This is a genomic window from Pseudomonas sp. UBA7500 (assembly GCF_002478435.1).
GTDB lineage: Bacteria > Pseudomonadota > Gammaproteobacteria > Pseudomonadales > Pseudomonadaceae > Aquipseudomonas > Aquipseudomonas palmensis.
In genome coordinates, this window is the sequence record NZ_DLNW01000053.1 from 50,165 (window position 1) to 73,451 (window position 23,287).

The window sequence follows — 23,287 nt, forward strand, 5'->3', positions numbered from 1 at the left end:
AATCAGTGCTGGTGCGATTGCGACTTTTTGCCGTCTTTGCCGTCTTCAGGCAGGTACAGTGGGCCTTTCTGACCGCAAGCGGAGACGAGGCAGGCAATCGCGACTAGCGCCGCGAGGGAGGAAATCAGGCGCTTCATGGCGAAATCCTTTGAATTTAAGCAGTATTGCGCCCGAGTATACCGAGCGCCCGGCGCCTTGCCTATGTAGCCGCTGCGCCGTCGGACAGGCGCCCGTGCAGGGTGTCGGCTGCGGGCGTTAACCTTTGCATTCGTGGCGCGGCGCTCGTATCTTGCCCGGCTTGCGTGTGTGCAGACATTTTCGAGGTTCTTGCAATGAGTTTGAGCGAAGCGCGTTTTCACGACCTGGTCGACGCGACCCAACAGGCCCTGGAAGACCTGTTCGATGAAACCGACCTGGACCTGGACATGGAGAACTCGGCGGGCGTTCTTACCATCAAGTTCGACAACGGCAGCCAGTTGATCTTCAGCCGCCAGGAGCCGCTGCGCCAGCTGTGGCTGGCCGACAAGTCGGGTGGTTTCCATTTCGACTATGACGAAGCCAGCGGCAAATGGACCTGTGAGAAGACCGAGGAACTGCTCGGCGAGATGCTCGAGCGCATCGTCTGGGAGCGGGTCGGCGAAAAGCTCGACTTCGACGAGATCTGAGATGAGCACTGCTGCCAAACCGGCCAAGCCGCTGTACAGCAATGTCAGCCCGGCGGTGCCGTCGCCCTGCATCAGCCTGTGCCGGCTGGACGAGGCCAAGGTGTGCCTGGGCTGCTTTCGCCATGTCGAGGACATTCGCCAGTGGCGCAGCGCCGACGACCAGCGCCGCCGCGAGATCTGCGCCCAGGCACAGGCACGACGCCAGGCGGCCGGCTAGGCTGCGACGGCGAGCCTCTTGTGTATTTATTGTGCTGTGGTAGTGTCGAGGTTGATCGGCCTGGCCGAAAAACATGCAAACCCCGCCCTTGGGCGGGGTTTTGCTTTATAACGCCCAGCACTTTTACCCATGAACAAGGAGTCTGACTGGATCATGAGCACCAAGCCTTCCCTTATCCTCACCCGATTGGACGTACAGCGTCTCGAGCGTCTGATCGATGGCCTCGATGAAAAGACGCAGGACTCGCCGGGTGTGCTCGCCCTGCAGGACGAGCTGGACCGCGCCGAGCAGGTAGTGAGCCACGAGGAGGTTCCGGCCGGTGTCGTGACCATGAACTCGCGCGTGCATTGCCGCGATGAAGTCAGCGGCAAGGACTACCACCTGACCCTGGTGTACCCGAAGGACGCCGGCGCCGAAGGCACGGTCTCGATCCTGGCGCCGATGGGCAGCGCATTGCTCGGCCTGTCGGTGGGCGAGCAGATCGACTGGCCGGTGCCCGGCGGCAAGACCCTCAAGCTCAAGCTGCTCGAAGTCGAGTACCAGCCCGAAGCCGCAGGCGACTTCGACCTCTGATCAGGCCGCTTCCAGCGCCTGGTTCAGCACCCGCTCCAGTTCCTGCTTGTAGCGCAGGTACAGGATGCTCGAGCCCTGGCCTTCGGCAAGCAGGTCGGACAGGTCCAGGTCGGTGATGTAGCAGCGGTAGCGCTGGGCGTCACGGCGCTGGCCGACGATCTCGCGGGCGACCACCGCATACAGCTGGTCGCCATACTCGAGCTCCGAAAACTCCTTCTGGTTGCAGTACAACGTCACCTGCAGGGCGTCTTCGACGCCTGCCTGGATGATCGCCTGCACTTCGTAGGCGGTGCTGCCCAGCGTGGTGGGCGGTGCCTGGCGCGGCTCCAGCTGGCGTGCCCGGCCGATACCGGGGGGCGACAGCTGATAGTAGAGGATGTCCAGCGCGCCCTGTGCCGGCAGCTCTTCCAGCGGCAGCCGTGCGTTGTGCCGGAACACCACCGATTGCAGAAAGCGCTGCAGCGGCAGCAACAGGCTGCTGTCGTCGTGGTAGGGCAGGCGTTGCTGCCACAGCGCATTGAATTCATCCAGCACGTAGACGTCGGCCCAGTTCTCCTGCACCCGGTAGAACACCTGCAGGCACTGCGGCTGGCCCTGGGGCAGCACCAGCGCAAGGTCGTGGTCTTCCAGCACGTTGGCGTCCAGGTGCAGCGGGGTGTACTCGGCACGTTCCTCGCCCAGGTACGCCAACAGTGCATCCTGACTGTCCAGGCTGACCAGGTTGACCGCCCCGTGGTGCAATTCCAGTACATGGGTGTGCTGCTGCACCTGTATCAGGTAGCGATGCCCCAGGCCTTCGGCAAGCAGCGCCTGAGCGGTGGCGAACACCTCTTCGACCCGCTGGGCGATGGCCTGGGCGCGGTTGTGGCAGAAGCAGCGCACGTTCAGCGTAGGCAGGTGGCCCTTGCTGCCCAGGCTGTTGAGGTAGTCACGCAGGTTGCGCATCAGGGCGTGCTCGCCGTCATACCGCTGCACCAGCACTTCGTTCCAGCTGTTGAGGGTCACCTGGTCCAGAGTCAGCACCAGGTTCTCGCGCACCCCGGCGTAGCTCAGCGAGTCGGTGCGCTCGGTGGTCATCAGGATGTTGAGGTCGCGGTGATGCTGCAGCGGGTCGATGCCGACGTTGACCAGCAGCAGGATCTCGTCCGCCACGCTCGGTTGCAGCAGGCGCGCCTCGCTGACTTCCTTGAACGGCAGGGCCACGCTCTGCTGCAGGCTGCCCAGCAGGTTGAACAGCTCGTACTCGCTCAGGTCGCTGCTGCCGGGGTTGAGCGCCAGGCGCGTGGTGCTGTCGATCACCCCGTTGCGGTGCGCCCAGGCCAGCAGTTCGAGCAATTCGCGGCAGCGCTTGAACGGCACGAACTGCTCCCACTCATGGGCGTTCAGGTTGCCGCTGTACAGGCTCCAGTGGGTTTGCCCAGGCTCCTGGCGATTGGGTGCCTGGACCAGGGTCAGGGTGTCTTCGGCCAGGTCCGGGGCGATGCCCGGGTTGATGAACTCGACCTTGCCGGCGCGCCGCTCGAAGGCGGCGTAGAGGCGTCGGCCCAGCACGTTGAGGTCGCGCTGGTCGAGGCGCGTGGCAGCTTGCGGGTTGCGTGCGAACTGGCCGAGAAAACGGTAGCTGTGGTTGAGTTCGGCCACCAGGATGCGCCGTTCGGCTTCCACCTGGCGCACCTTCCACTGGCTGCGGCTGTCCAGCAGCATCAGCTGGCGCTCGTCCCAGCCCCACTCGCGGGTCAGGCGCTCGAGCAGATCGCGCTGCCAGCCGCCGCTGCGCTGGCGCGCCAGCAGGCTGATCTTCTTGTTCACCTTCAGGTACAGGCTGCGTCGCACCAGTTCCAGGCGCTGGGCCTCGCCGCGGTGCTGCAGGTACTGCTCGATACGCCGGTACACCATCATGTACGGGTCCAGCTCGTCGAGGTCGAGGCGGTTGGCGAACACCGCCTGCTTGAACTGCAGGCTCAGGCACTGCACGTGCGGATGTTCGCTGGCATACACCTCGGTCAGCAGCAGCTTGAGCAGCGACTTGTAGGGGGACTCGATGCCCTTGAACAGTTGCCACAACCCGGCGCCCACGAACTCGCCGGGCGGGATGTGGGCCAGGTGGCCGAGGTCCAGGTTCTCGTCGGCGCGGATGAAGCGCTTGGACAGCAGGGTCTGGGTGTAATGCGCGTAGCTGCTTTCCTCGTAGACCGGCACCAGCCACCACAGCGGCGTGCGCCCGGCCAGCCACAGCGCGGTGCGGTAGAACTCGTCCAGCAGCAGGTAGTGCTGGGTGGTGCCGCAGTCGTCGGAACTCAGTGCGGTATTGCGCTCGCCGGTGACGAAGCGCTCCGGCTCGATCAGGAACAGGTGCAGTTCGGCGCCCTGGGACGCGGCCCAGACCTCCAGCAACACGCACTTTCTGCGCAGCTCGCTCAGCTCGGCCTCGCTGAGCCCGGGGGCGTGGCACAGCCACACGTCCATGTCGCTTTCATCGGCCTGGGCCAGGGTTCCCAGGCTGCCCATCAGGTACAGCCCCAGCAGCGGGCGCGGTGGCTGGCCGTGACGCTTGCGGTAGGTGAACGAGCGGGTCAGGCGCTGGGCCTCGGCCAGCGCCTCGTCGTCGGGCTCGTAGCACGAGATGCCCGCCGGAGTGGTGCCCGATACGTAGCCGGGCAGCAGCGGGTGATTGACGTGGAAGAACAGCGCCAGCAGGTTGAGCACCTGCTGCTGGCGGCTCGACAACCCTTCCATGGCGCGTGCCAGTCGACCCTGGTTGATGGCCAGGAAGCGCTTGCGCAACTGGCTGAGCACCTTGCGATCGATGCCTTCGTCGAGGTCGGGTCGAATTTCGTGGGGGTGGTTCATTGCAGGGCTCTAACTGGCCATCACGGGAGCAATGGCGAGTTTAGCCGCTACGGGGCGAGGGGCTGAAATCTATTTGATTTCTGGCGCCATTTTGTCAGCGCCTGACGTATTGACCGAGTGTGGCCTTCGCCGGCAAGGCCGGCTCCTGTATCGATCTGCAGGATCCGGCCTTGCCGGCGAAGGCTTCAGCGAAGCTCTCAAGCCGGCTCGGCGACCGTGTTCAGGATGATCAGCAACTGCTGTACGTTCTGCGCCGCATCGCGGCCCAGCGGGGTCAGGTAGCCGCCGTCTTCCTGGGTGATCAGTTCCTTGGAGAACAGGCGCTTGGCGGCGGCAATCGCCTGGGGTGCTGCGGTGGCATGGACTTTCAGTCCTTCCTGCGTGCTGTCCAGGTTGAACAGCGCGAGTATTTCCAGTTCGGCAATCAGCTCGGGGGTAAACGACATAGATACTCCGGACTTTCCTGAAGTGGAGGGCAGCACCCTTGCAGGGGTACATGAAGTTGCAGTGTAGCCACGCCAGCCGGTAATTGCTTCAGTCCTTTTCGGGTGGCAACTCAGGCAGCGCACGCAGGGCGGTTTCGTACCACTGCGTATCGAACGCTCGGTCGTCCTCGAGCATGGCGTCGATCTCGCAGGCCAGCACGTGGGCCATCAGGTTGAGGATGTCCTCGCGCTCGTAGCCCACCAGCGTCAGCTTGTTGAACGTGGCCTTGGCCGCTGGCGGGTTGTCGTTCTCGATCTGGTTCTCGATGGCCTGGATCAGGGTCGATTCGGCGAACGCTTCTTCGTCATTGTCGATATCGGTGGGCTCGCTCATGGGCGCTCTCCTCGGAATGGGCATCCAGTTTGCCATGCAGTGCACGCCAATGCCTGGCTATCGAGCAACTGCATGATGCTGGTCAGTGCCTGCGGTAGCGTCTATAAAGGCCAGGCCAACCCCTTTCGGCCTGGAGGCATGTTTCATGCTCAAGCTTCACGGTTTTGCAGTCAGCAACTACTACAACATGGTCAAACTGGCGCTGCTGGAAAAGGGCGTGCCCTTCGAAGAGGTGCTGTTTTTCGGCGGCCCCGGCCCCGCATCACTGAAGATCAGCCCCTGCGGCAAGGTGCCGGTGCTGGAGACCGAGCACGGCTTTCTCAGTGAGACCAACCTGATCCTTGCCTATATCGAGCAGACCCAGCCCGGCAAGGCGCTGCTGCCCGAGGGCGTGTTCGCCCAGGCCAAGGTGCGCGAACTGGCCAAGGAGATCGAGCTGTACATCGAGCTGCCGGCCCGAGCCTGCTACCCCGAGGCGTTCTTCGGTGCCCAGGTGGACCCGGCCATCAAGCAAAAGGCCAAGGCCGAGCTGCTGGCGGGTCTTGCCGCCCTCAAGCGCAACGGTGCCTTCGCTCCCTATGTGGCGGGCGAGCAGATGACCCTGGCGGACATCCTGTTCTGCTACAGCGTCGACCTGGCGTATGCGGTGGGCAAGAAGGTGTTCGATATGGATGTGCTGGCGGACTTCCCGCAGGCCAAGGCCCTGCTCGAACACTTCAAGCAGAACCCCAACGTGCAGAGAAACGCCGCAGACAAGGAAGCCCAGATGCCGGCCTTCCTCGAGATGGTGCGTACCGGCAAGCGCTGACTTCAGCGCAGCCAGGCCCGCCAGACGGGCCTGGCGAATGCCTCAGCGGCTGGCCAGCAGCGCCTGGCCGCGGGCCACGGCTGCACGTACCTGGGCCGGTGCGGTGCCGCCGATGTGGTTGCGCGCGTTCACCGAGCCTTCCAGGGTCAGCACGGCAAACACGTCCTGCTCGATCTGGTCGCTGAACTGGCGCAGTTCATCCAGGCTCATCTCGGCCAGGTCCTTGCCGGTGTCCACGCCGTACTTCACCGCGTGGCCGACGATCTCGTGGCAATCACGGAACGGCAGGCCGCGGCGTACCAGGTAGTCAGCCAGGTCGGTGGCGGTGGAGAACCCGCGCAGCGCGGCTTCGCGCATGATCGCGTGCTTTGGCTTGATCGCCGGGATCATGTCGGCAAAAGCCCGCAGCGAATCGCGCAGGGTATCGGCGGCATCGAACAGCGGTTCCTTGTCTTCCTGGTTGTCCTTGTTGTAGGCCAGCGGCTGGCCCTTCATCAGGGTCAGCAGGCCGGTCAGGGCGCCGAACACGCGGCCGGTCTTGCCGCGTACCAGCTCGGGGACGTCGGGGTTCTTTTTCTGCGGCATGATCGAGCTGCCGGTGCAGAAGCGGTCCGGCAGGTCGATGAACTGGAACTGCGCGCTGGTCCACAGCACCAGCTCTTCGGAAAAGCGCGACAGGTGCATCATCGCGATGCTGGCCGCCGCGCAGAATTCGATGGCGAAGTCACGGTCGGACACGCCGTCCAGCGAGTTGCCGCCCACCGCTTCGAAGCCCAGCAGCGAGCAGGTCAGTTCACGGTCGATCGGGTAGGTGGTACCGGCCAGTGCGGCGCTGCCCAACGGCATGCGGTTGGTGCGCTTGCGGCAGTCCACCAGGCGCTCGTAGTCGCGGCTGAGCATTTCGAACCAGGCCAGCAGATGATGCCCGAAGGTCACCGGCTGGGCGGTCTGCAGGTGGGTGAAGCCCGGCATGATGGTGTCGGCTTCGCGCTCGGCCTGCTCCAGCAGGCCTTTTTGCAGGCGGGTGATCTCGGCCAGGATCAGGTCGATCTCGTCGCGCAGCCACAGGCGGATGTCGGTGGCCACCTGGTCGTTGCGGCTGCGCCCGGTGTGCAGCTTCTTGCCGGTGATGCCGATGCGGTCGGTCAGGCGTGCCTCGATGTTCATGTGCACGTCTTCGAGGTCGATGCGCCAGTCGAAGTTGCCGGCCTCGATTTCGCCCTGGATGGTGGTCAGGCCGTCGATGATGCTGTCGCGCTCGGCATCGGTGAGCACGCCGACCTTGGCCAGCATGGTGGCGTGGGCGATCGACCCCATGATGTCGTGGCGGTACAGGCGCTGGTCGAAGGTGACGGAGGCGGTGAAGCGGGCGACGAAGGCGTCGACCGGCTCGCTGAAACGGCCGCCCCAGGACTGGTTGGTCTTGTCGGTGCTCATGGATTCACTCGTGTAAGGCGTGAACGGAAAAAGTGGCGCAGATGATAGCAGGGTTGCCGGGGCTCACGGGGCTCGGCGGTCGGCGCAACTGCGGGTTTGTGTCGCAGCCGGGGGCCACGACAGGGGCGATGCAAAAGGATATTTATCGATTGAACGGCAGCGTGCCTGCAACCGTCTACAGTTGGACAGAGGATTGGCAGGTTTCGCCCTCCCAGTGAATCTTTAGCCCTCGTGCGAGTCTGAGCGTGGATCGCCGTGACGGTCGTCACTTCACCTGTCTACGCTATCCTTGTGCGAGACTCACGCAGGAATCCAGCGCTATATGAATGTCCTGATCGTTGATGACGAACCCCAAGCCCGGGAACGCCTGAGCCGAATGCTCGGCGAGCTGGAGGGCTATACCGTGCTGGAGCCCAGCGCCACCAATGGCGAAGAGGCCCTGGCATTGATCGACAGCCTCAAGCCCGAGGTGGTCCTGCTCGACATCCGCATGCCCGGCATGGACGGGCTGCAGGTGGCGGCCCGGTTGTGCGAGCGCGAAGCGCCACCGGCCGTGGTGTTCTGTACGGGGGATGACGAATTCACCGTGCAGGCGTTCAAGGACAGCACCCTGGGCCATCTGCTCAAGCCGGTTCAGGCCGATGCCCTACGCGATGCGCTGCGCAAGGCCGAGCGCCCGAACCGCGTGCAGCTGGCGGCCCTGACCCGCCCCGGCGCCGAAAGCGGCAACGGGCCGCGCAGCCACATCAGCGCCAGGACCCGCAAGGGCATCGAGCTGATTCCCATCGACCAGGTGATCTACTTCATCGCCGATCACAAGTACGTGACCTTGCGTCATGAGGGCGGCGAGGTGCTGCTGGACGAACCGCTCAAGGCTCTGGAAGACGAGTTCGGCGAGCGCTTCGTGCGTATCCACCGCAACGCGCTGGTGGCCCGCGACCGTATCGAACGCCTGCAGCGCACACCGCTGGGGCATTTCCAGCTTTTTCTCAAGGGCCTCAATGGCGATGCCCTGATTGTCAGCCGCCGCCATGTGGCCGGCGTACGCAAGATGATGCAGCAGCTTTAGGGCGGGGCGGGAGCACTGCTTGACCAGGGACGGTCGACCCCTCCACTGACATAGATCTGCTAGCAGCCCGGATTGAGCTGTTATCATCCCGCGCATCTATCTCGTACGGATCGATCCATGTCCACTCGTGAAATCCGCATTGCCACGCGCAAAAGTGCCCTTGCCCTGTGGCAGGCCGACTATGTAAAAGCCCGCCTCGAACAGGCACACCCCGGCCTGGTGGTGACCCTGGTGCCGATGGTCAGCCGCGGCGACAAGCTGCTCGACTCGCCGCTGTCGAAGATCGGCGGCAAGGGCCTGTTCGTCAAGGAGCTGGAAACCGCGTTGCTGGAGCAGGAAGCCGACATCGCCGTGCACTCGATGAAAGACGTGCCGATGGACTTCCCCGAAGGCCTGGGCCTGTTCTGCATCTGCGAGCGCGAAGACCCGCGCGATGCCTTTGTCTCCAACACCTATGCCAGCCTCGATGCACTGCCGGCAGGCGCCATTGTCGGCACCTCCAGCCTGCGTCGCCAGGCGCAGTTGCTGACCCGCCGCCCCGACCTCGAGATCCGCTTCCTGCGCGGCAACGTCAACACCCGCCTGGCCAAGCTCGATGCCGGCGAGTACGACGCGATCATCCTGGCGGCTGCCGGTTTGATCCGCCTCGGTTTCGAAGACCGCATCACCGCCAGCATCAGCGTCGACGACAGCCTGCCAGCCGGTGGCCAGGGCGCGGTAGGCATCGAGTGCCGCACCGCCGACGCCGAAATCCATGCCTTGCTCGCGCCGCTGCACCACGCCGATACGGCTGACCGCGTGGTGGCCGAACGGGCCATGAACAAGCACCTCAACGGCGGCTGCCAGGTACCGATCGCCTGTTACGCCGTGCTCGAGGGCGAGCAGCTGTGGTTGCGCGGCCTGGTGGGCGAACCGGCCGGTGGCCTGTTGCTCAGCGCCGAGGCACGTGCACCGCGCGCAGACGCGGATGCACTGGGTGTACGCGTCGCCGAAGACCTGCTGAACCAGGGCGCCGAAGACATTCTCAAGGCGGTGTATGGCGAGGCCGGCCACCCGTGAACGGCTGGCGCCTGCTGCTGACCCGGCCGGCCGACGACTGCGTGGCACTGGCCGCGACCCTGGCCCAGGCCGGGGTGTTCGGCAGCAGCCTGCCGCTGCTCGAGATCGAAGCGCTGCCGGTGACCGATGCGCAGCGCAGCACCGTGCTCGGCCTGGCCGACTATGCTGCGGTCATCGTGGTCAGCAAGCCGGCAGCCCGGCTCGGCCTGGCCCTGCTCGACCAGCACTGGCCCCGCACGCCGGCCCTGCCGTGGTTCACGGTGGGGGCGGCTACCGCCGCGATCCTGCAGGCCCATGGCTGCGAAGTGCACTTCCCGCCACAGGGGGATGACAGCGAAGCCCTGCTGCAGCTGACCCGGCTGCAGGAAGTTTTCGCACAGCCCCAGCCGCGCTTTCTGATCATGCGCGGTGAAGACGGTCGCGAGCTGTTGGCCGAGCGATTGACCGCGCAGGGTGCTAGTGTCGATTATCTGCCCCTGTACCGCCGCTGCCTGCCCGAGTACCCGGTCGGCACGCTGATGCGACGCATCGATGCGGAACGCCTGAACGGCGTGGTGGTCAGCAGTGGGCAGGGTCTTGAACACCTGCGCCAGCTGGCTGGCAGCGACTGGTCGCGACTGGCCGCGTGGCCGCTGTTCGTGCCGAGCCCGCGTGTTGCCGAGCAGGCCCGCGCCGCTGGCGCACAGAATGTAGTGGATTGCCGTGGTGCCAGTGCCACGGCTTTGCTGGCGGCGTTGCAGGAATCCCCTGCGCCCGCCTCCTAAGGCGCTAAGCTGTCTGGCGAGGTGCCCCAATGCAAAGGATGGATACGTGAGCGAAACTGCCTTGCCCAACGATGATCTGCAGCCGGCGCCAGAAGCGCCCGCGCAAACGCCCGCCGCCCCTGCCAAGCGGGCCGGCACCGGTCTGGCACTGTTCGCCCTGCTGTTGGGTGCGGCAGGTGTCGCAATCGGTGGCTGGGGTGTCTGGCAGGTGCGCCACCTGCAGGGCGCCAACCAGCTCCAGAGCGAACAATTGCAGGCCTTGAATGCCCAGGCCCAGGCCTTGCAGCAGGGCGAGCAGCGACTGTCGTCACGCCTGGCCGACCTGCCACCGGCCGCCGAGCTCGAAGAGCGCCGGCGCCTGGTGGCGCAATTGCAGGGCGACCAGCAACGTCTGAGCCAGCGCCTGGAGACCGTGCTCGGTGCCAGCCGCAAGGACTGGCGCCTGGCCGAGGCCGAGCACCTGCTGCGCCTGGCCAGCCTGCGCCTGTCGGCATTGCAGGACATCACCAGCGCTCGGGCGCTGGTCGAAGGCGCCGACCAGATCCTGCGCGAGCAGAGCGACCCGGCCTCGTTCGCTGCCCGCGAACAGCTGGCACGCAGCCTGGCCACCCTGAACAGCGTAAAGCAACCGGACCGCACCGGGCTGTTCCTCAAGCTGGCCGCGCTGCGCGAGCAGGTAGTGCAGCTCACCGCCATGGCCCCCGAATTCGAAGAAGGCGGCGAACCGCTGTTCGGCCTGGCTGCCGACGGCGACGGTGCCAGCCGCTGGTCACAGTGGTGGGCGCAGCTGTCGCGCTACTTCCGTATCGATTTCAATGCCGACAAGAACGTCAAGCCGTTGCTGGCCGGCCAGGCCCTGAACCAGGTGCGCCTGGCCCTGAGCCTGACCCTGGAGCAGGCGCAGTGGGCCGCGCTCAACGGCGAGCCGAAGGTCTATGCCCAGGCGCTGGATGAAGCGCGCAGCGTGCTGCTGGCCAACTTCAACCACGACAACGAGCAGAGCCAGTCGATGCTCGAACAGCTCAACGCGGTGGCGAACGAGCCGGTGTCGGTAGTGACGCCGGACCTGGCCGACAGCCTCGGTGCGGTCCAGGCCTACCTCGAGCGTCGCCACCTGCCCGCCGAAGAATCGATCACGCGCCAGCCGGCGGCACAAGGTCATGAGGAGGGCACCCCATGAAACGTGCCTACCTGTGGGTGGTGGTGGCGATCGTCGCCGCGACCCTGCTGGGTATCGCCGTGGCCCGGCATAGCGGATACGTGCTGATCGCCTACGACAGCTTCCGCTACGAGTCGAGCCTGTGGGCGACCCTGGCCCTGCTGCTGGCCGTGGTGCTCGTGGTGCTGATGGTGCGCTTCGTGCTGGGCCTGGTGTTCACCTCGGGCGGGGTGGTCAACCCATGGTCGCGGCGCAACCGCAGCCGGCGTACACGCCTGGCCATCGAGCAGGGGCAACTGGACCTGGCCGAGGGCCGCTGGGCCAGTGCCCAGCGCCATCTGCATCGCGCTGCCGAGGCCGAACGCCAGCCGCTGCTCTATTACCTCGGGGCGGCCCGCGCTGCCAACGAACTGGGGCGCACCGAGGACAGCGACAACCTGCTGGAACGTGCCCTGGAACGCCAGCCGCAAGCCGAGCTGGCCATCGCCCTGACCCACGCGCAGTTGCAGGTCGACCGCGGTGACACCGAGGCAGCGTTGGTGACCCTGCAGGCGATGCACGAGCGCCACCCGCACAACGTGCAGGTGCTGCGCCAGTTGCAGCGTCTGTACCAGCAGCGTGGCGACTGGAGCGCGGTGATCCGCCTGCTGCCGGAGCTGCGCAAGGACAAGGTGTTGTCTGCCGCGGAACTGGCAGAGCTGGAGCGGCGGGCCTGGGGCGAAAACCTGAGCCTGGCCGCACGCCGCGAGCAGGACGACCAGACCGCACAGCAGTCCCTTGAACGTGCCTGGCAGCAACTGACCTCGGCACAACGCCAGGAGCCGCAACTGGTGCTGGCGTATGCCGAGCAACTGCGCCAGCTGGGCGCCGAAAGCGACGCCGAGAAGATCCTGCGTACGGCCCTGCAGCGCGAATACGAAAGCCACCTGGCCCGGCTGTACGGGCTGGTACGAGGCGGCGACCCGGCGCGTCAGTTGCAGACGGCCGAGGGCTGGCTCAAGCAGCACCCGGACGATCCCAGCCTGTTGCTGACCCTGGGTCGTCTGAGCCTGCAGAATCGTCTATGGGGCAAGGCGCGCGACTACTTCGAAGACAGCCTGCGCCGGCAGCGCAACCCTGAGGCCTGCGCCGAGCTGGCCCGTCTGCTGGCCGGCCTGGGCGACACCGAGCGCAGCAACCAGCTGTTTCAGGAGGGCCTGGGCCTGTTGGATGAGCGCCTGCTGGCCTTGCCCCTGCCTGAAGCCGTTCGGGCCTGACGTCGTACGGGTTTAGCCCCAGGTTAAACCCGTACTGTTTGGCTGGTTGCGGGGGTGGGTAACTTTTCGCTGAGTTACAGAGGAAATATCCACCTCAACTCTTCGACACTTCCCTTTTGTTTCAGCGATTTATCGCGCCTGTCGTGCCTTGAAACAAGGCTCGATTTTCCTCTACCGTTGTTACATGTCTTTCCCGCACCTGGACTTGCCATGCCATTGGCCTGTTTGCGCTCATTGTTCTCCCTGGCTTTCGTCGCGTCGTTACTGATTCTCGCCGGTGCGTTTTACCTCGAATTCACCAAAGGGCTGGTGCCTTGCCCACTGTGCCAGAGCCAGCGTGTATTGCTGGTTGTGTTTGCCGGCGTCTGCCTGGCCGCGCGCCTGCATGCACCGGGTCAGCCGGGTGCGCGTCGCTATGCGGCTGCGGCGTTGGGCCTGGCGCTGGGGGGCGGCTTGCTGGCGGTGCGCCAGATCTGGTTGCAGGGCAGCGGGGTGGCGGCGGGTGAGGCCTGCTCGATGCCCCTCGGTGCGCTCATCGAGCAAGGCAGCCTTGCCGACGTGCTGCACGCCATGCTGCTCGGTTCGGCCGATTGCGCGTCGATCACCTGGAGCTTTCTGGACCTGAGCCTGCCGGAGTGGAGCCTGCTGGCCTTCCTGCTGCTGGCGGCGCTGGCGTTGGCGCGGCTGCTGTACGTGCAGCCAGCGGCCACGGGCAAGTCGTTGAAACCCTGACGCTTGCCGGCAGGGGTCAGGCAATCGACCGATGGCCGCGGGTGCGGCGATTAAACACTTGTATGAAACTTGTCGCCTGCGTACCTTGAAGGCAAGGGCGCGCGGGAATAATCTCCCTTGCACGCATACCCAAAACACTGCTGCTCGATGCCGTTCTGCTGCTTTCTCCCTTTGTTGTGCATACCTCGCACGACGGGGCGCAGCGGCATGACCCAGAAGGGAAGACACCGCCATGTTAGATAGTTGTCAGAATGCTCAGGAACGCTGGGGTGGGGTTCACAAGCTGATTGACCGCTGGCTGGACGAGCGGGCCGAACTGGTCACGGCCTTTCGCGCATTGCGCGATGCCAAACCGGCCTTTGCGGACAAGGACAAGAACCTCGACTTCTGCGCGATACTGGTCGATTACGTCTCCGCCTGGCACTTCGAGGTCAGTGAGCAGTTGGTGGCTGAAGCCAAGGCGTTCGGAGATAACAAGGGCCTGGAACTGGCGAAGCAGATCAGCCCTCGTATCAGTGCCATTACCGATATCGCGTCGGCTTTCAACGATCACTGCGACAAGGGCAACTGTACCGACCAGGAGCGCTTCGCCAAGAAGCTCAGCGAGCTGGGCAGCCTGCTCCACGAGCGCTTCGAGCTTGAGGATTGCCTGATCGAAGTGCTGCACAACGCGCACAAGGAAGAAGAGGCCGTCCAGGCCTGACCCCTGTCTCCTCCGTTGCCGACATTCAGTCGGCAACCCCCAGTAGTTCGATCTCGAAGATCAGTGGCGTGAATGGCGGAATCAGATCGCCTGCGCCATCGGCTCCGTAGGACTTGGCCGACGGAATCACCACACGCCATTTCGCCCCGACAGCCATCTGTGGCAACGCCACCTGCCAGCCCTCGATCACACTCTTGAGGCTGAACCACTGCGGTTGTTCGCTCTGGTCGAACACGCTGCCATCGGGCAGCTTGCCGACGTAGCGTACCTGCACCCGGCCATCGGCCCTGGGTGAGGCACCATTGCCCTTGACCAGTTCGGTCACCAGTACGCCTTCGGGTAGTTCTCGTACTCCGGCACGGGCGCGTTCGGTGGCCATGAAACGGGTTTCCACCGCCATCAGCATTTCCACCTGCGACTGCTCGGCGGCCTCGCTGGCCTGGGCCTCGTGCTGGCTGAGAATCGCTTCGCGCCGTGCCTGGCTGATTGCCAGGGGCTTGTTCGCGTAGGCCTGTTGCAACCCCTGGATCAAGGCATCGAGCTGCAGCTCGGGCATCTCGTTGCGCAACCGTTCACCCAGGCTGGCGCCGACGCTATAGGACAGGTCGTGAGCACTTGCCGGTGGCTCGGTGGTGTCTGCGAATGCGCAGGGCAGGGCGAGCAGCAAGGGCAGTAACAGGTAGCGTGGCACAGGCTCACTCCAGGTGGTTTGAGTGCATGGTGAGGGCCGGATGAATCTTTGCATAGAGCAAATTCCGACAGCCTTTTTAACAGCATCTACACTTGTGCGCAGCTGCAGCCATAACAACTTTGCCCAGGCATGCAACGCGGCGTCCTACTTACTGTCAACATGCCCTAGCGGCGGTAGCAGCAGAAGGTCTAGTATGAGCCGCATTCTCGTCAGCCAGGAGGTAAGCCATGTCGGCCAGTAAGAAGCCAGTCAGTACGCCATTACACCTGCTACATCAACTCTCGGGCAGTTTGCTCGAGCATCTGGAAAGTGCCTGCTCGCAAGCACTGGCTGATGCTGAAAAACTGTTGGCCAAGTTGGAAAAACAACGGGGCAAGGCGCAGGAAAAACTTCACAAGTCGCGTCTCAAACTTCAGGACGCTGCGGTCGCCGGCAAGAACAAGGCGCAGAACAAGGCCAAGGGCGCCGTAGGCGAACTGGAAACCCTGCTCGATTCGCTCAAGGATCGCCAGTCGCAAACCCGCCTGTACATCGTGCAGCTCAAGCGTGATGCGCAGGAAAGCCTGAAGCTCGCCCAAGGCGTCGGCAAGGTGCAGGAAGCAGCGTCCAAGGCCCTGACCTCGCGTTCGGCCAAGGCTGCTCCGGTAGCGGCCAAGTCGGCCGCCAAGGCCCCGGCTCGCAAGGCTGCAGCCAAGCCAGCCGCTACCAAAGCCGCCGCCAAGCCAGCGGCCAAAACTGCCGCGGCCAAGCCAGCCGCTGCCAAGGCTCCGGCCAAGCCAGCTGCCAAGACTGCAGCCGCCAAGGCTCCGGCAAGGTCTGCTGCCAAACCCGCAGCCGCCAAGCCAGCTGCCAAACCTGCCGCTGCCAAGGCATCCGCCAAGCCAGCTGCCAAACCCGCCGCTGCCAAGGCTCCGGCCAAGCCAGCTGCCAAGCCTGCTGCTGCCAAGGCCCCCGCCAAGCCCGCCGCTACCCGCGCACCCGCCAAGCCGGCCGCCAAACCCGCTGCTGCCAAACCGGCGACTTCGGCACCTGCTGCGGCCACCACGGCCGCACCTGCTGCTTCGCCTGCCGCTGCACCCGTGACGACCCCAGTGACTCAGTCGCCCTCGACTGCTTCCTGATCCGCCACCGCCACGACGCGCAGCACCTGCAGCGCGTCGTGGTGCCGGGTGCCCTGGGGGGCCAGCACGGCCAGCCAGTCACCTGCCACACCCTGATTCATCCAGCCTTCGCTAGCCTGTTGCAGACGCGCCAGCAATGTTCGCTCCGCCTCCAGTTCCAGTGCCTTGACCTGCTCGCGCAAGTGCGTCAGCTGCGGGTCGTGCTGCGCGTCTGCACGCCATTGCCGGCGCAGTTGACGCAGCGGTGTCACCACATGCTGCTGCCAGGCAGCGGCCAGCTGTTGCAGGTGCTGTACGCGCTCGGGGGTCACCCCGGCCCTGCGGGCTTCAAGCCACGCCCCGCACAGCAGAAGGCACACATCGGCCCCTTCGTCCTGCAAGGCCAGGCAGGCAGCCTCCACGCCCGGCCGGGCGTACAGGTGCAGAGCGAAATTCCACAGGTCGGTGTGCATGGTCCTACTCGCGCCAGTTGCCATCGAAGCTGGTAGACTCCGCGGCCATTATGATCAGACTTTCGAACCTCACTTTACAGCGTGGTCCCCAGCGCCTGCTAGAAGGCGCCGAGTTGACCCTGCACGCCGGCCAGAAAGCCGGCCTGATCGGTGCCAACGGCGCCGGCAAATCCAGCCTGTTCGCCTTGCTGCGCGGTGAGCTCACGCCCGATTCGGGCGAATGCCAGCTGCCCGGCGACTGGCGCATCGCGCACATGCGCCAGGAGGTCGATACCCTCGATCGCCTGGCGGTGGACTACGTGCTCGATGGCGACGTGCGCCTGCGCGAGGTACAGGCTGCGCTCGCAGCCGCCGAGGCCGCGCACGACAACAATGCATTGGCCCGCCTGCATGTGGAGCTCGACAGCGCCGACGGTTATACCGCCGATGCCCGCGCCCGCAAGCTGCTGGCCGGCCTGGGCTTCAGCAACGAACAGATGGACCGGCGCGTCGGCGACTTCTCCGGCGGCTGGCGCATGCGCCTGAACCTGGCCCAGGCACTGATGTGCCCCAGCGACCTGCTGCTGCTCGACGAGCCCACCAACCACCTGGACCTGGATGCGATCCTGTGGCTTGAAGACTGGCTCAAGAGCTACCCCGGCACGCTGCTGCTGATTTCCCACGACCGCGATTTCCTGGATGCGGTGGTCGACCACGTGGCACACGTGGAACAGTGCAAGCTGACCCTCTACCGCGGCGGCTACAGCGCCTTCGAGCGCGCCCGTGCCGAACGCCTGGCGCAACAGCAGCAGGCGTACGAGAAGCAGCAGGCGCAACGCGCCCACATGGAAAAGTACATCGCCCGGTTCAAGGCCCAGGCCACCAAGGCGCGCCAGGCACAAAGCCGCATCAAGGCACTGGAGCGCATGGAGGAGCTTTCGGCGGCGCATGTCGACTCGCCGTTCGACTTCACCTTCCGTGAGTCCGAGAAGATCTCCAGCCCGCTGCTCGACCTTGCCGAAGCCCGCCTGGGCTATGGCGACAAGACCGTGCTGGAGAAGGTCAAGCTGCAGCTCACCCCGGGTGCGCGCATCGGCCTGCTGGGCCCCAACGGCGCCGGCAAATCGACCCTGATCAAGAACCTGGCCGGCGAGCTGGAGCCGCTGGCCGGACGCCTGGTGCGCGGCGAGAACCTGGTGGTGGGCTACTTTGCTCAGCACCAGCTCGATTCGCTGGACAGCAAGGCCAGCCCCCTGCTGCACCTGCAGCGCCTGGCCCCCACCGAGCGCGAGCAGACCCTGCGCGACTTCCTCGGCGGTTTCGATTTTCGCGGTGCGCGCATCGACGAACCGGTGCTGAACTTCTCCGGCGGCGAAAAGGCCCGCCTGGCCCTGGCGCTGATTGCCTGGGAGCGGCCCAACCTGCTGCTGCTCGACGAACCGACCAACCACCTGGACCTGGAGATGCGCCTGGCACTGACCATGGCCCTGCAGGAGTTCAGTGGCGCGGTACTGGTGGTGTCCCACGACCGTCACCTGCTCAAGAGCACCACCGACGACTTCCTGCTGGTGGCAGACGGCAAGGTCGAGACCTTCGATGGCGACCTCGACGACTACACCCGCTGGCTGGTCGAGTATCGTCAGCGCAATGCCCCGGTCAGCACCACCCCGGTCAACCCCGACAAGACCGACAAGAAGGCCCAGCGCCAGGCTGCGGCGGCGTTGCGCCAGCAACTGGCCCCGCACAAGCGCCAGGCCGACAAGCTCGAAGCCGAGCTGGCCAAGTTGCATGAAGAGCTGGCCGGGGTCGATGCCAGCCTGAGCGACAGCGCGCTGTATGAAGCGGCGCGCAAGGACGAGCTGCGCGAGCTGCTGGCCCGCCAGGCCAAGCTGAAGGTGCGCGAAGGCGAGCTGGAAGAAGCCTGGATGCAAGCGCTCGAAGTGCTTGAAAGCATGCAGGCCGAGCTGGAGGCGTTGTCCTGATGGAGTCGATGCAGGGATTGCTGCCGGTCGAGTGGATCGGCCCCTTCTGGATGGGCCTGCAGATACTGCTGATCCTGGTCGCAGCGTACCTGCTGCAACGCCTGGTGGCGCGCTGCCTGACTCGCCTGAGCGAGCGTTACCCGTTGCCGCCGGAGCTGATGGTGCCGCTGCGCGGCGGCTTGCGCTGGCTGATCATGGGCAGCGCGCTGATCTTCGTGCTGGAGCGCCTGGGTGTTTCGGCCACGGTGCTGTGGACGGCCCTGTCGGGCTTTGTCGCGGTGGCGGCGGTGGCCTTCTTCGCGATGTGGAGCGTACTGTCCAACCTGCTCTGCGCGGTGCTGATCTTCACCGTGGGGCCGTTTCGCATCGGCGACGTTGTCGAGCTGGTCGAGACCCTCGACAAGCCGGGGGTCAAGGGCCGCGTGACCGCGATCAACCTGCTGTTCACCACCCTGGTCGAACTGCCCGAGGCGGGCGGCGCACTGGTGCAGGTGCCCAACAGCCAGTTCTTCCAGAAGAGCGTGCGCCGCTGGCGCGGTTCGGACGGCCTGGCCGTGGTAAGCGAAAGCCCGAAACCCGGGGCCTGAACACCGGCTGCAAAAAAATGTGGTGATTTTTTCAGCGGCGCATTAGCGTGGAACCCTTGAACAAGGGTCCGGGCCGAGGTGTGTGATGTCGCTGGAAACGTGGTTGGCTTTTTTTGCTGCCTGTTGGGTAATCAGTCTTTCGCCGGGGGCGGGGGCCATTGCGTCCATGTCCTGCGGTCTGCAGTACGGCTTCTGGCGCGGCTACTGGAACGCGCTGGGCCTGCAGCTGGGGCTGGTGATGCAGATCGCGATCATTGCCGCCGGCGTGGGCGCGGTACTCGCTGCCTCGGCTACCGCGTTCCAGGTCATCAAATGGTTTGGCGTTGCCTACCTGATCTACCTGGCCGTGAAACAGTGGCGAGCGCTGCCGGCAGACCTGGCCGACGACTCGACGGTACGCCCCATCGGCAAGCCGCTGAGCCTGGTGTTCCGTGGTTTTCTGGTCAACGTCAGCAACCCCAAGGCGCTGATCTTCATGCTTGCGGTGCTGCCGCAGTTCATCAATCCGCATGCCGAGCTGCTGCCGCAGTACCTGACGATCGCCGGCACCATGGTGGCGGTGGACCTGCTGGTGATGGCGGGTTATACCGGGTTGGCGGCGCGGGTGCTGCGCCTGTTGCGCACGCCCCGGCAGCAGCGGCGCATGAACCGCACGTTTGCCGGGTTGTTCCTGGGTGCGGCGACATTGCTGGCGACCATTCGCCGGGCGCCGGTCTAAGACCGGAAGGCTGCGCCTTCCATCGCGGGTCACCACTGTTCTTGTGGGAGCCGGCGTTGCCGGCGAAGAGGCCAGCACAGACACCCAATAAAAAAGGCGACCCGAAGGTCGCCTTTTGCATGCTCAGCGCAAGATTTGCGCCGGCTCATCCGGCGGCAGGTTGTTGCGCATCGGCGCACGTTCCTGATCCGGCATCACACCCACCAGCTGCTCCTTGAGCTGCCTGGCCACATCCATGCCCAGTTCCTTGGACACTTCACGCACCACCCGCGGACGGTTCAGGCTGACCCGCACGTCCTGGCTGTTCACCAGCTTGGTGTCCTGGCCTTCACCCATGGCGGTGAACGCCGAGGTGATCTCGTAGGTACGGGTGTTGATCAGGCTGAAATCGGCCACCAGGGTCAGGCCCAGGATCGCCGAGTAGCTGTTGGTGTTGTCGATCGAGGTGATATCGCGCTGGAAGTCGATATCCGACAGGGTGCCGAACAGTACGTAGTCGGCGCCCTTGTAGTTGCCCGCCTTGATCCGCGCGATCACGTCATACACGTCCTGCTTGGCCTTGGCCGTGTACGGCGTGCCCTGCACCAGCTGGAACATGCCGGACTTGAGGATCTCGCCCTTGATGTCACCGCTGAACTTGCGCAGCTCGGTCTGCTCGATGTAGCTCTGGCTGCTTTCGAACTCGCTGTAGCTGGACGACGCGTTGGCGTGGTACATGCTCGCATTCGAGTTGCTGCTCGCCGAGACCATGTGGATGTACTGCTCCACGCGCTCCTGATAAGCCAGGTCGGTGACCGCTACCTTGGGGGCCGCTTGCACGCCGAACGCGCAAGCCAGGCCGATGATGCCCATCCATGCACGCATTGCTTAGCGCTCCGTGGTCTTGCGGATTTCTTTTTCGTCCATCCACTCGGCCAGGCCGCTTTCCACGTCGATCAGCTGCAGGCTGAACTTGTAGAACACGTCCTTGTAGTCGCTGCTGCGCTTGACGATCGAGCTGATCGACCCTTCCAGGCGGTATTTGGCAGCGATCATGTTGCCGGTCTTGGCCACGGTGTTCTTCTTGTACAGGCCGCTCTGGTTCTGCAGCTTGAGCTGGTCGACCTGGCTCTGCATCTGGTTGTTGTCGCTGGCGAAGCGGGCGGTGCCGGTCTTCATCAGCTGGGTCTTGATCGAGGTGGTGATCTCGCGGGTATCGATGTACTCGCTGGTCTTGTTCTTCACGTCGTAGACCTGAACCACCGGACGGCCCTGCAGGATGCCGGACTGGGCCAGCGAGCGGGTCATGCTTTCGGCGATCATCTGCAGGTCGGTGGAACCGAACTCGTTGGTGACCAGTTCAACGGCCTTGCTGTCGCCGTAGCCAATGTTCTTGCCGCCCAGTACAGGGGAGTTGTTGGCGCAGCCGCTGGCCAGCGCGACCACTACGGCCAGCAGGGAAAAACGAGCGAACATCATGTTGAGCATCTCCTGAAAATTGAAAATTACTGGGCCTGGACTTCAATGCGGAAGTCAGTGGCCTGGGGGACCGGGGCAATCGCTGGCAGTACGGTGGACTGCGAGCCGTACAGGCTCAGGGTCTTCCAGCTTTCTTCGCTGGCGACCGGGAAGCCGTCGTTGCCCAGCCAGGCAAAGCGATAGAACATCGTCTTGTTGCTGCGGCTGGTGTTGGTCAGCGAGACCTTGACGGTCATGAAGCCGTTTTCGCGGGCAACCCGCATCGGGCCGATGTCGATGTTGCTCAGTTTGCCCATCACGACCACCTTGCTGGCGGCGCTGCCCGGTGCGGGCGGTGGTGGGGTGGCGCAGCCGGCCAGCAGGGTGGCGGTGGCGAGCGCGGCGAGAAGCTTGAGGCGCATGGCGATTCCTTGGCTTACTTGAGGCTGGCGACGGCGGCGGCCGGCGCAGGCTGGGTGACTTGCAGGGCCGGGCCACCGGCGTAGACGCGGTTGCCCACGACGCGCAGGGCCACGACCTGATAGGGGCGATCGATCTTCACGGCGATCTTGCTGCCGCCCAGGTTCGACGGCAGGCTCAGCTGGTGCTCGCCCTGGGCCAGGCGCACGCGGGCAACCAGGGTGTCGTCCGGCAGGGTGCGCCAGGTGCGGGTGTCGGCGCCTTCGGTGACGGCCGAGGCGATGCCCACGGCCAGACCAGCCAGCGGGTTGACGTCGTTGAGCTGCTTTTGCGCCACGCCACGGGTGATGGCGCGCACGCTGGTGCGCAGGATGATGCCTGGCATGTCGTCACGCAGCGCGCGGCGCGACATGGCGGTGGTGCTGTTGAGCGCGGTCAGCGAGAGCGTCTTGTCGTTCAGGTAGATCTCGCTGAAGTGCGCGGTGGAGGTGTCTTCCTTGATGATCGGGAACGACAGCGGGGTGATCACCAGATTGCCGCTGATTGGCAGGGGCAGGGGGATGCGCACCGAGTCGCGGGCCGGCGCCAGGCCGCTCTGCACCACGATCAGCACGTCGCTGTCGGCGCCCTTGGCGGCAGGCTTGTCGAGGTCGAGCAGCGCACGCTCGAGCAGCGCGGTGTTCGGGCGCAGTTCGGCCGCCTTGCGGTAGCCCGGTGCAGCCAGGCCTTTTTCGCCCAGTGCTTCGTATACGTAGCCGGACAGGTAGTGGCTGAACGCACTCTGGTAGCTGTTCTTCAGGCCGACCACTTCAGGCGCGTCCAGGGCGGCCACCGGGTAGCCCTGCAGGTCCTTGTACTCGGTCTTGACGCCTTCCTTCTCGGCCTCTTCTTCGCGCTTGAGGTATTCCTTGTCGCGCAGCTCGGCGATCACGGCCTCACGTTCGTGGGTTTTCTTGATTTCGGTGCGGGCACCGTCGAAATCATTCTGCGCCAGCAGGTTCAGGGCCATCTGGGTGGTCAGCATGACTTTTTCGTAGTCGTAGCCTTCGTAGCGGCGCACCTTGTCGTTGACCAGGTAGCTGCCGAACTGGCTCAGGTACTTGGCGGTGTCCAGCTTCACCGACTCTTCCCACTTGAACACCACGCTATCGGCTTCGCGCCAGGCATCCTGGCTACCGCTCAGGTCGCCCTTGGAGCGCAGCAGTTCGCCTTTCTCGAAGTAGTAGAGAAGGTCCTTGTCCTCACCCTTGTTGTTCTTTTCCAGCAGGGCCAGGGCCGCGTCGACGTTGCCGCTGGCCAGCTGCTGGTTGGTTTCCTGGAGTTCGCTGTCGTAGCTGCGAAACGCTGCGCAGCCCGTCAGTTGGACGATCGCGCACAGCGTGGCGACGGTGAGGACACGGGAGGCCATCTTGAATCTCTTCCCTGAAAAGTGACGTTAGGCGCCGGCGAGTGGCGGTGATCCCTTTGGACGCTAGTTCCAAATCCTCTTAGCAGAGGAGCCTGTATTTCCATTCGCTATAACGAAAGGCGCGGCATTATAGACGCAATGACTGGCTAATTAATGGCCTTGTGCTGCATTTTTTCTTGGATGTGCCAGTAGTCACATTTCCCGTGCGGTGTAGGAATAAGTCGATTCCCGGGGTAGGAGATAAACTTGTTTCAAAATTTTTCATGAAACTTCCGGGTGGTGCTTGAGCCGGCGCAAGTGGAAGTGAACAATGCAATCCTCCTCATTCCTGTTCGAGATTGGCTCCCATGACGCCCCGCCCCCGTGTGTTCGCCTGGCTGC

General features: G+C 64.6%; 25 protein-coding genes and 2 pseudogenes. 16 read left to right on the plus strand and 11 right to left on the minus strand.

Annotated features, from left to right (window positions below; translation table 11 throughout):
• Positions 1 to 2: 2 nt before the first annotated feature.
• Positions 3 to 137 (minus strand): LPS translocon maturation chaperone LptM, encoded by a 135-nt coding sequence (lptM, locus tag B4I46_RS23180; protein ID WP_043863360.1) that lies wholly within the window; start codon positions 135 to 137, stop codon positions 3 to 5.
• Between the two features lie 195 nt (positions 138 to 332).
• On the opposite strand from lptM, the gene cyaY reads away from it, so the two are divergent.
• The 3 genes from cyaY to rnk all read left to right on the plus strand — a co-directional run bounded on the left by cyaY (position 333) and on the right by rnk (position 1,455).
• The gene (gene cyaY / locus B4I46_RS23185) at positions 333 to 665 is read left to right on the plus strand and encodes an iron donor protein CyaY (protein ID WP_043863361.1); all 333 of its coding nucleotides are present in this window, start codon (positions 333 to 335) and stop codon (positions 663 to 665) included.
• Between the two features lies 1 nt (position 666).
• Positions 667 to 882, plus strand: coding sequence for a DUF1289 domain-containing protein (locus B4I46_RS23190; RefSeq protein WP_054915485.1), 216 nt, complete (start codon positions 667 to 669; stop codon positions 880 to 882).
• Between the two features lie 153 nt (positions 883 to 1,035).
• Positions 1,036 to 1,455, plus strand: a complete 420-nt coding sequence (rnk, locus tag B4I46_RS23195) for a nucleoside diphosphate kinase regulator (RefSeq protein WP_043863363.1) — start codon at positions 1,036 to 1,038, stop codon at positions 1,453 to 1,455.
• Here rnk and B4I46_RS23200 read toward each other — a convergent pair whose 3' ends face one another.
• From B4I46_RS23200 to B4I46_RS23210, 3 genes are all read right to left on the minus strand, one after another.
• Entirely contained in the window at positions 1,456 to 4,305 is a 2,850-nt protein-coding gene (locus B4I46_RS23200; protein ID WP_286902054.1) for a class I adenylate cyclase, read from the minus strand.
• Positions 4,306 to 4,502: 197 nt separating this feature from the next.
• Complete coding sequence (locus tag B4I46_RS23205; protein ID WP_043863365.1) at positions 4,503 to 4,751, minus strand: TIGR02647 family protein; 249 nt, start codon at positions 4,749 to 4,751, stop codon at positions 4,503 to 4,505.
• 88 nt (positions 4,752 to 4,839) lie between these two features.
• Positions 4,840 to 5,124 carry a hypothetical protein gene (locus B4I46_RS23210; RefSeq protein WP_043863366.1) on the minus strand — a complete coding sequence of 95 codons (285 nt, stop codon included), beginning with the start codon at positions 5,122 to 5,124 and terminating at the stop codon, positions 4,840 to 4,842.
• Between the two features lie 145 nt (positions 5,125 to 5,269).
• Between B4I46_RS23210 and B4I46_RS23215 the strand changes: the two genes are divergently transcribed.
• The gene (locus B4I46_RS23215) at positions 5,270 to 5,932 is read left to right on the plus strand and encodes a glutathione S-transferase (protein ID WP_286902057.1); all 663 of its coding nucleotides are present in this window, start codon (positions 5,270 to 5,272) and stop codon (positions 5,930 to 5,932) included.
• 42 nt (positions 5,933 to 5,974) lie between these two features.
• On the opposite strand, the gene argH is transcribed toward B4I46_RS23215, so the two are convergent.
• A complete protein-coding gene (argH, locus tag B4I46_RS23220; protein ID WP_043863368.1) occupies positions 5,975 to 7,369 on the minus strand; it encodes an argininosuccinate lyase in 1,395 nt (464 codons plus the stop codon).
• Between the two features lie 218 nt (positions 7,370 to 7,587).
• Between argH and B4I46_RS23225 the strand changes: the two are divergent.
• From B4I46_RS23225 to rsd, 8 genes and pseudogenes are all read left to right on the plus strand, one after another.
• A pseudogene (locus B4I46_RS23225) lies at positions 7,588 to 7,695 on the plus strand (sensor histidine kinase); the annotation flags it as partial.
• Positions 7,692 to 8,438 (plus strand): LytR/AlgR family response regulator transcription factor, encoded by a 747-nt coding sequence (locus tag B4I46_RS23230; RefSeq protein ID WP_043863369.1) that lies wholly within the window; start codon positions 7,692 to 7,694, stop codon positions 8,436 to 8,438. The pseudogene B4I46_RS23225 and the gene B4I46_RS23230, both read left to right, overlap by 4 nt.
• A 117-nt stretch (positions 8,439 to 8,555) precedes the next feature.
• Positions 8,556 to 9,497, plus strand: coding sequence for a hydroxymethylbilane synthase (gene hemC / locus B4I46_RS23235; RefSeq protein ID WP_078480663.1), 942 nt, complete (start codon positions 8,556 to 8,558; stop codon positions 9,495 to 9,497).
• Positions 9,494 to 10,261 (plus strand): uroporphyrinogen-III synthase, encoded by a 768-nt coding sequence (locus B4I46_RS23240; protein WP_286902060.1) that lies wholly within the window; start codon positions 9,494 to 9,496, stop codon positions 10,259 to 10,261. Before hemC ends, B4I46_RS23240 begins: the two co-directional genes overlap by 4 nt.
• Before the next feature lie 46 nt (positions 10,262 to 10,307).
• Complete coding sequence (locus B4I46_RS23245; protein WP_043863372.1) at positions 10,308 to 11,441, plus strand: uroporphyrinogen-III C-methyltransferase; 1,134 nt, start codon at positions 10,308 to 10,310, stop codon at positions 11,439 to 11,441.
• Positions 11,438 to 12,676, plus strand: a complete 1,239-nt coding sequence (locus B4I46_RS23250) for a heme biosynthesis HemY N-terminal domain-containing protein (protein ID WP_286902062.1) — start codon at positions 11,438 to 11,440, stop codon at positions 12,674 to 12,676. Before B4I46_RS23245 ends, B4I46_RS23250 begins: the two co-directional genes overlap by 4 nt.
• A 210-nt stretch (positions 12,677 to 12,886) precedes the next feature.
• Positions 12,887 to 13,408 carry a disulfide bond formation protein B gene (locus tag B4I46_RS23255; protein WP_043863374.1) on the plus strand — a complete coding sequence of 174 codons (522 nt, stop codon included), beginning with the start codon at positions 12,887 to 12,889 and terminating at the stop codon, positions 13,406 to 13,408.
• 232 nt (positions 13,409 to 13,640) lie between these two features.
• Entirely contained in the window at positions 13,641 to 14,111 is a 471-nt protein-coding gene (rsd, locus tag B4I46_RS23260; RefSeq protein ID WP_286902063.1) for a sigma D regulator, read from the plus strand.
• Positions 14,112 to 14,136: 25 nt separating this feature from the next.
• On the opposite strand, the gene B4I46_RS23265 is transcribed toward rsd, so the two are convergent.
• On the minus strand, positions 14,137 to 14,802 hold the full coding sequence (locus B4I46_RS23265) for an FKBP-type peptidyl-prolyl cis-trans isomerase (RefSeq protein WP_054915490.1): 666 nt from the start codon (positions 14,800 to 14,802) through the stop codon (positions 14,137 to 14,139).
• Positions 14,803 to 15,029: 227 nt separating this feature from the next.
• Between B4I46_RS23265 and B4I46_RS23270 the strand changes: the two are divergent.
• A pseudogene (locus B4I46_RS23270) lies at positions 15,030 to 15,917 on the plus strand (AlgP family protein); the annotation flags it as partial.
• Here the strand turns inward: B4I46_RS23270 and B4I46_RS23275 are convergent.
• On the minus strand, positions 15,899 to 16,375 hold the full coding sequence (locus B4I46_RS23275) for a TIGR02444 family protein (RefSeq protein ID WP_286902066.1): 477 nt from the start codon (positions 16,373 to 16,375) through the stop codon (positions 15,899 to 15,901). The pseudogene B4I46_RS23270 and the gene B4I46_RS23275 sit on opposite strands and share 19 nt — an antisense overlap.
• Positions 16,376 to 16,425: 50 nt before the next feature.
• On the opposite strand from B4I46_RS23275, the gene B4I46_RS23280 reads away from it, so the two are divergent.
• The 3 genes from B4I46_RS23280 (at position 16,426) to B4I46_RS23290 (ending at position 19,641) form a co-directional block, all read left to right on the plus strand.
• Positions 16,426 to 18,336: an ATP-binding cassette domain-containing protein gene (locus B4I46_RS23280; RefSeq protein WP_058541744.1), complete on the plus strand. Its 1,911-nt coding sequence runs from the start codon at positions 16,426 to 16,428 to the stop codon at positions 18,334 to 18,336.
• Complete coding sequence (locus B4I46_RS23285; protein WP_043863379.1) at positions 18,336 to 18,923, plus strand: mechanosensitive ion channel family protein; 588 nt, start codon at positions 18,336 to 18,338, stop codon at positions 18,921 to 18,923. The genes B4I46_RS23280 and B4I46_RS23285 overlap by 1 nt, the downstream gene beginning before the upstream one ends.
• 85 nt (positions 18,924 to 19,008) lie before the next feature.
• Positions 19,009 to 19,641 carry a LysE family transporter gene (locus B4I46_RS23290; RefSeq protein ID WP_043863380.1) on the plus strand — a complete coding sequence of 211 codons (633 nt, stop codon included), beginning with the start codon at positions 19,009 to 19,011 and terminating at the stop codon, positions 19,639 to 19,641.
• 123 nt (positions 19,642 to 19,764) lie between these two features.
• Here B4I46_RS23290 and B4I46_RS23295 read toward each other — a convergent pair whose 3' ends face one another.
• The 4 genes from B4I46_RS23295 to B4I46_RS23310 are packed head-to-tail and all read right to left on the minus strand — an operon-like array spanning position 19,765 to position 22,906.
• Positions 19,765 to 20,505, minus strand: coding sequence for a hypothetical protein (locus B4I46_RS23295; protein WP_043863381.1), 741 nt, complete (start codon positions 20,503 to 20,505; stop codon positions 19,765 to 19,767).
• A 3-nt stretch (positions 20,506 to 20,508) separates the two neighbouring features.
• A complete protein-coding gene (lpoB, locus tag B4I46_RS23300; RefSeq protein WP_043863467.1) occupies positions 20,509 to 21,096 on the minus strand; it encodes a penicillin-binding protein activator LpoB in 588 nt (195 codons plus the stop codon).
• Between the two features lie 29 nt (positions 21,097 to 21,125).
• Positions 21,126 to 21,500, minus strand: coding sequence for a YcfL family protein (locus B4I46_RS23305; protein WP_043863382.1), 375 nt, complete (start codon positions 21,498 to 21,500; stop codon positions 21,126 to 21,128).
• Between the two features lie 14 nt (positions 21,501 to 21,514).
• Positions 21,515 to 22,906 carry a COG3014 family protein gene (locus B4I46_RS23310; RefSeq protein WP_054915494.1) on the minus strand — a complete coding sequence of 464 codons (1,392 nt, stop codon included), beginning with the start codon at positions 22,904 to 22,906 and terminating at the stop codon, positions 21,515 to 21,517.
• Positions 22,907 to 23,287: the final 381 nt, after the last annotated feature.

Bases quoted from the DNA above. Each gene is read 5' to 3' on its own strand.
- B4I46_RS23205 (WP_043863365.1), bottom strand. From the start codon at position 4,751: ATGTCGTTTACCCCCGAGCTGATTGCCGAACTGGAAATACTCGCGCTG.
- B4I46_RS23210 (WP_043863366.1), bottom strand. From the start codon at position 5,124: ATGAGCGAGCCCACCGATATCGACAATGACGAAGAAGCGTTCGCCGAA.
- B4I46_RS23190 (WP_054915485.1), top strand. From the start codon at position 667: ATGAGCACTGCTGCCAAACCGGCCAAGCCGCTGTACAGCAATGTCAGC.
- B4I46_RS23310 (WP_054915494.1), bottom strand. From the start codon at position 22,906: ATGGCCTCCCGTGTCCTCACCGTCGCCACGCTGTGCGCGATCGTCCAA.
- hemC (WP_078480663.1), top strand. From the start codon at position 8,556: ATGTCCACTCGTGAAATCCGCATTGCCACGCGCAAAAGTGCCCTTGCC.
- B4I46_RS23305 (WP_043863382.1), bottom strand. From the start codon at position 21,500: ATGCGCCTCAAGCTTCTCGCCGCGCTCGCCACCGCCACCCTGCTGGCC.
- rnk (WP_043863363.1), top strand. From the start codon at position 1,036: ATGAGCACCAAGCCTTCCCTTATCCTCACCCGATTGGACGTACAGCGT.
- B4I46_RS23295 (WP_043863381.1), bottom strand. From the start codon at position 20,505: ATGCGTGCATGGATGGGCATCATCGGCCTGGCTTGCGCGTTCGGCGTG.
- B4I46_RS23215 (WP_286902057.1), top strand. From the start codon at position 5,270: ATGCTCAAGCTTCACGGTTTTGCAGTCAGCAACTACTACAACATGGTC.
- B4I46_RS23275 (WP_286902066.1), bottom strand. From the start codon at position 16,375: ATGCACACCGACCTGTGGAATTTCGCTCTGCACCTGTACGCCCGGCCG.
- B4I46_RS23280 (WP_058541744.1), top strand. From the start codon at position 16,426: ATGATCAGACTTTCGAACCTCACTTTACAGCGTGGTCCCCAGCGCCTG.
- lpoB (WP_043863467.1), bottom strand. From the start codon at position 21,096: ATGTTCGCTCGTTTTTCCCTGCTGGCCGTAGTGGTCGCGCTGGCCAGC.
- B4I46_RS23285 (WP_043863379.1), top strand. From the start codon at position 18,336: ATGGAGTCGATGCAGGGATTGCTGCCGGTCGAGTGGATCGGCCCCTTC.
- B4I46_RS23250 (WP_286902062.1), top strand. From the start codon at position 11,438: ATGAAACGTGCCTACCTGTGGGTGGTGGTGGCGATCGTCGCCGCGACC.
- B4I46_RS23255 (WP_043863374.1), top strand. From the start codon at position 12,887: ATGCCATTGGCCTGTTTGCGCTCATTGTTCTCCCTGGCTTTCGTCGCG.
- lptM (WP_043863360.1), bottom strand. From the start codon at position 137: ATGAAGCGCCTGATTTCCTCCCTCGCGGCGCTAGTCGCGATTGCCTGC.
- argH (WP_043863368.1), bottom strand. From the start codon at position 7,369: ATGAGCACCGACAAGACCAACCAGTCCTGGGGCGGCCGTTTCAGCGAG.
- B4I46_RS23230 (WP_043863369.1), top strand. From the start codon at position 7,692: ATGAATGTCCTGATCGTTGATGACGAACCCCAAGCCCGGGAACGCCTG.
- B4I46_RS23200 (WP_286902054.1), bottom strand. From the start codon at position 4,305: ATGAACCACCCCCACGAAATTCGACCCGACCTCGACGAAGGCATCGAT.
- cyaY (WP_043863361.1), top strand. From the start codon at position 333: ATGAGTTTGAGCGAAGCGCGTTTTCACGACCTGGTCGACGCGACCCAA.
- B4I46_RS23290 (WP_043863380.1), top strand. From the start codon at position 19,009: ATGTCGCTGGAAACGTGGTTGGCTTTTTTTGCTGCCTGTTGGGTAATC.
- rsd (WP_286902063.1), top strand. From the start codon at position 13,641: ATGTTAGATAGTTGTCAGAATGCTCAGGAACGCTGGGGTGGGGTTCAC.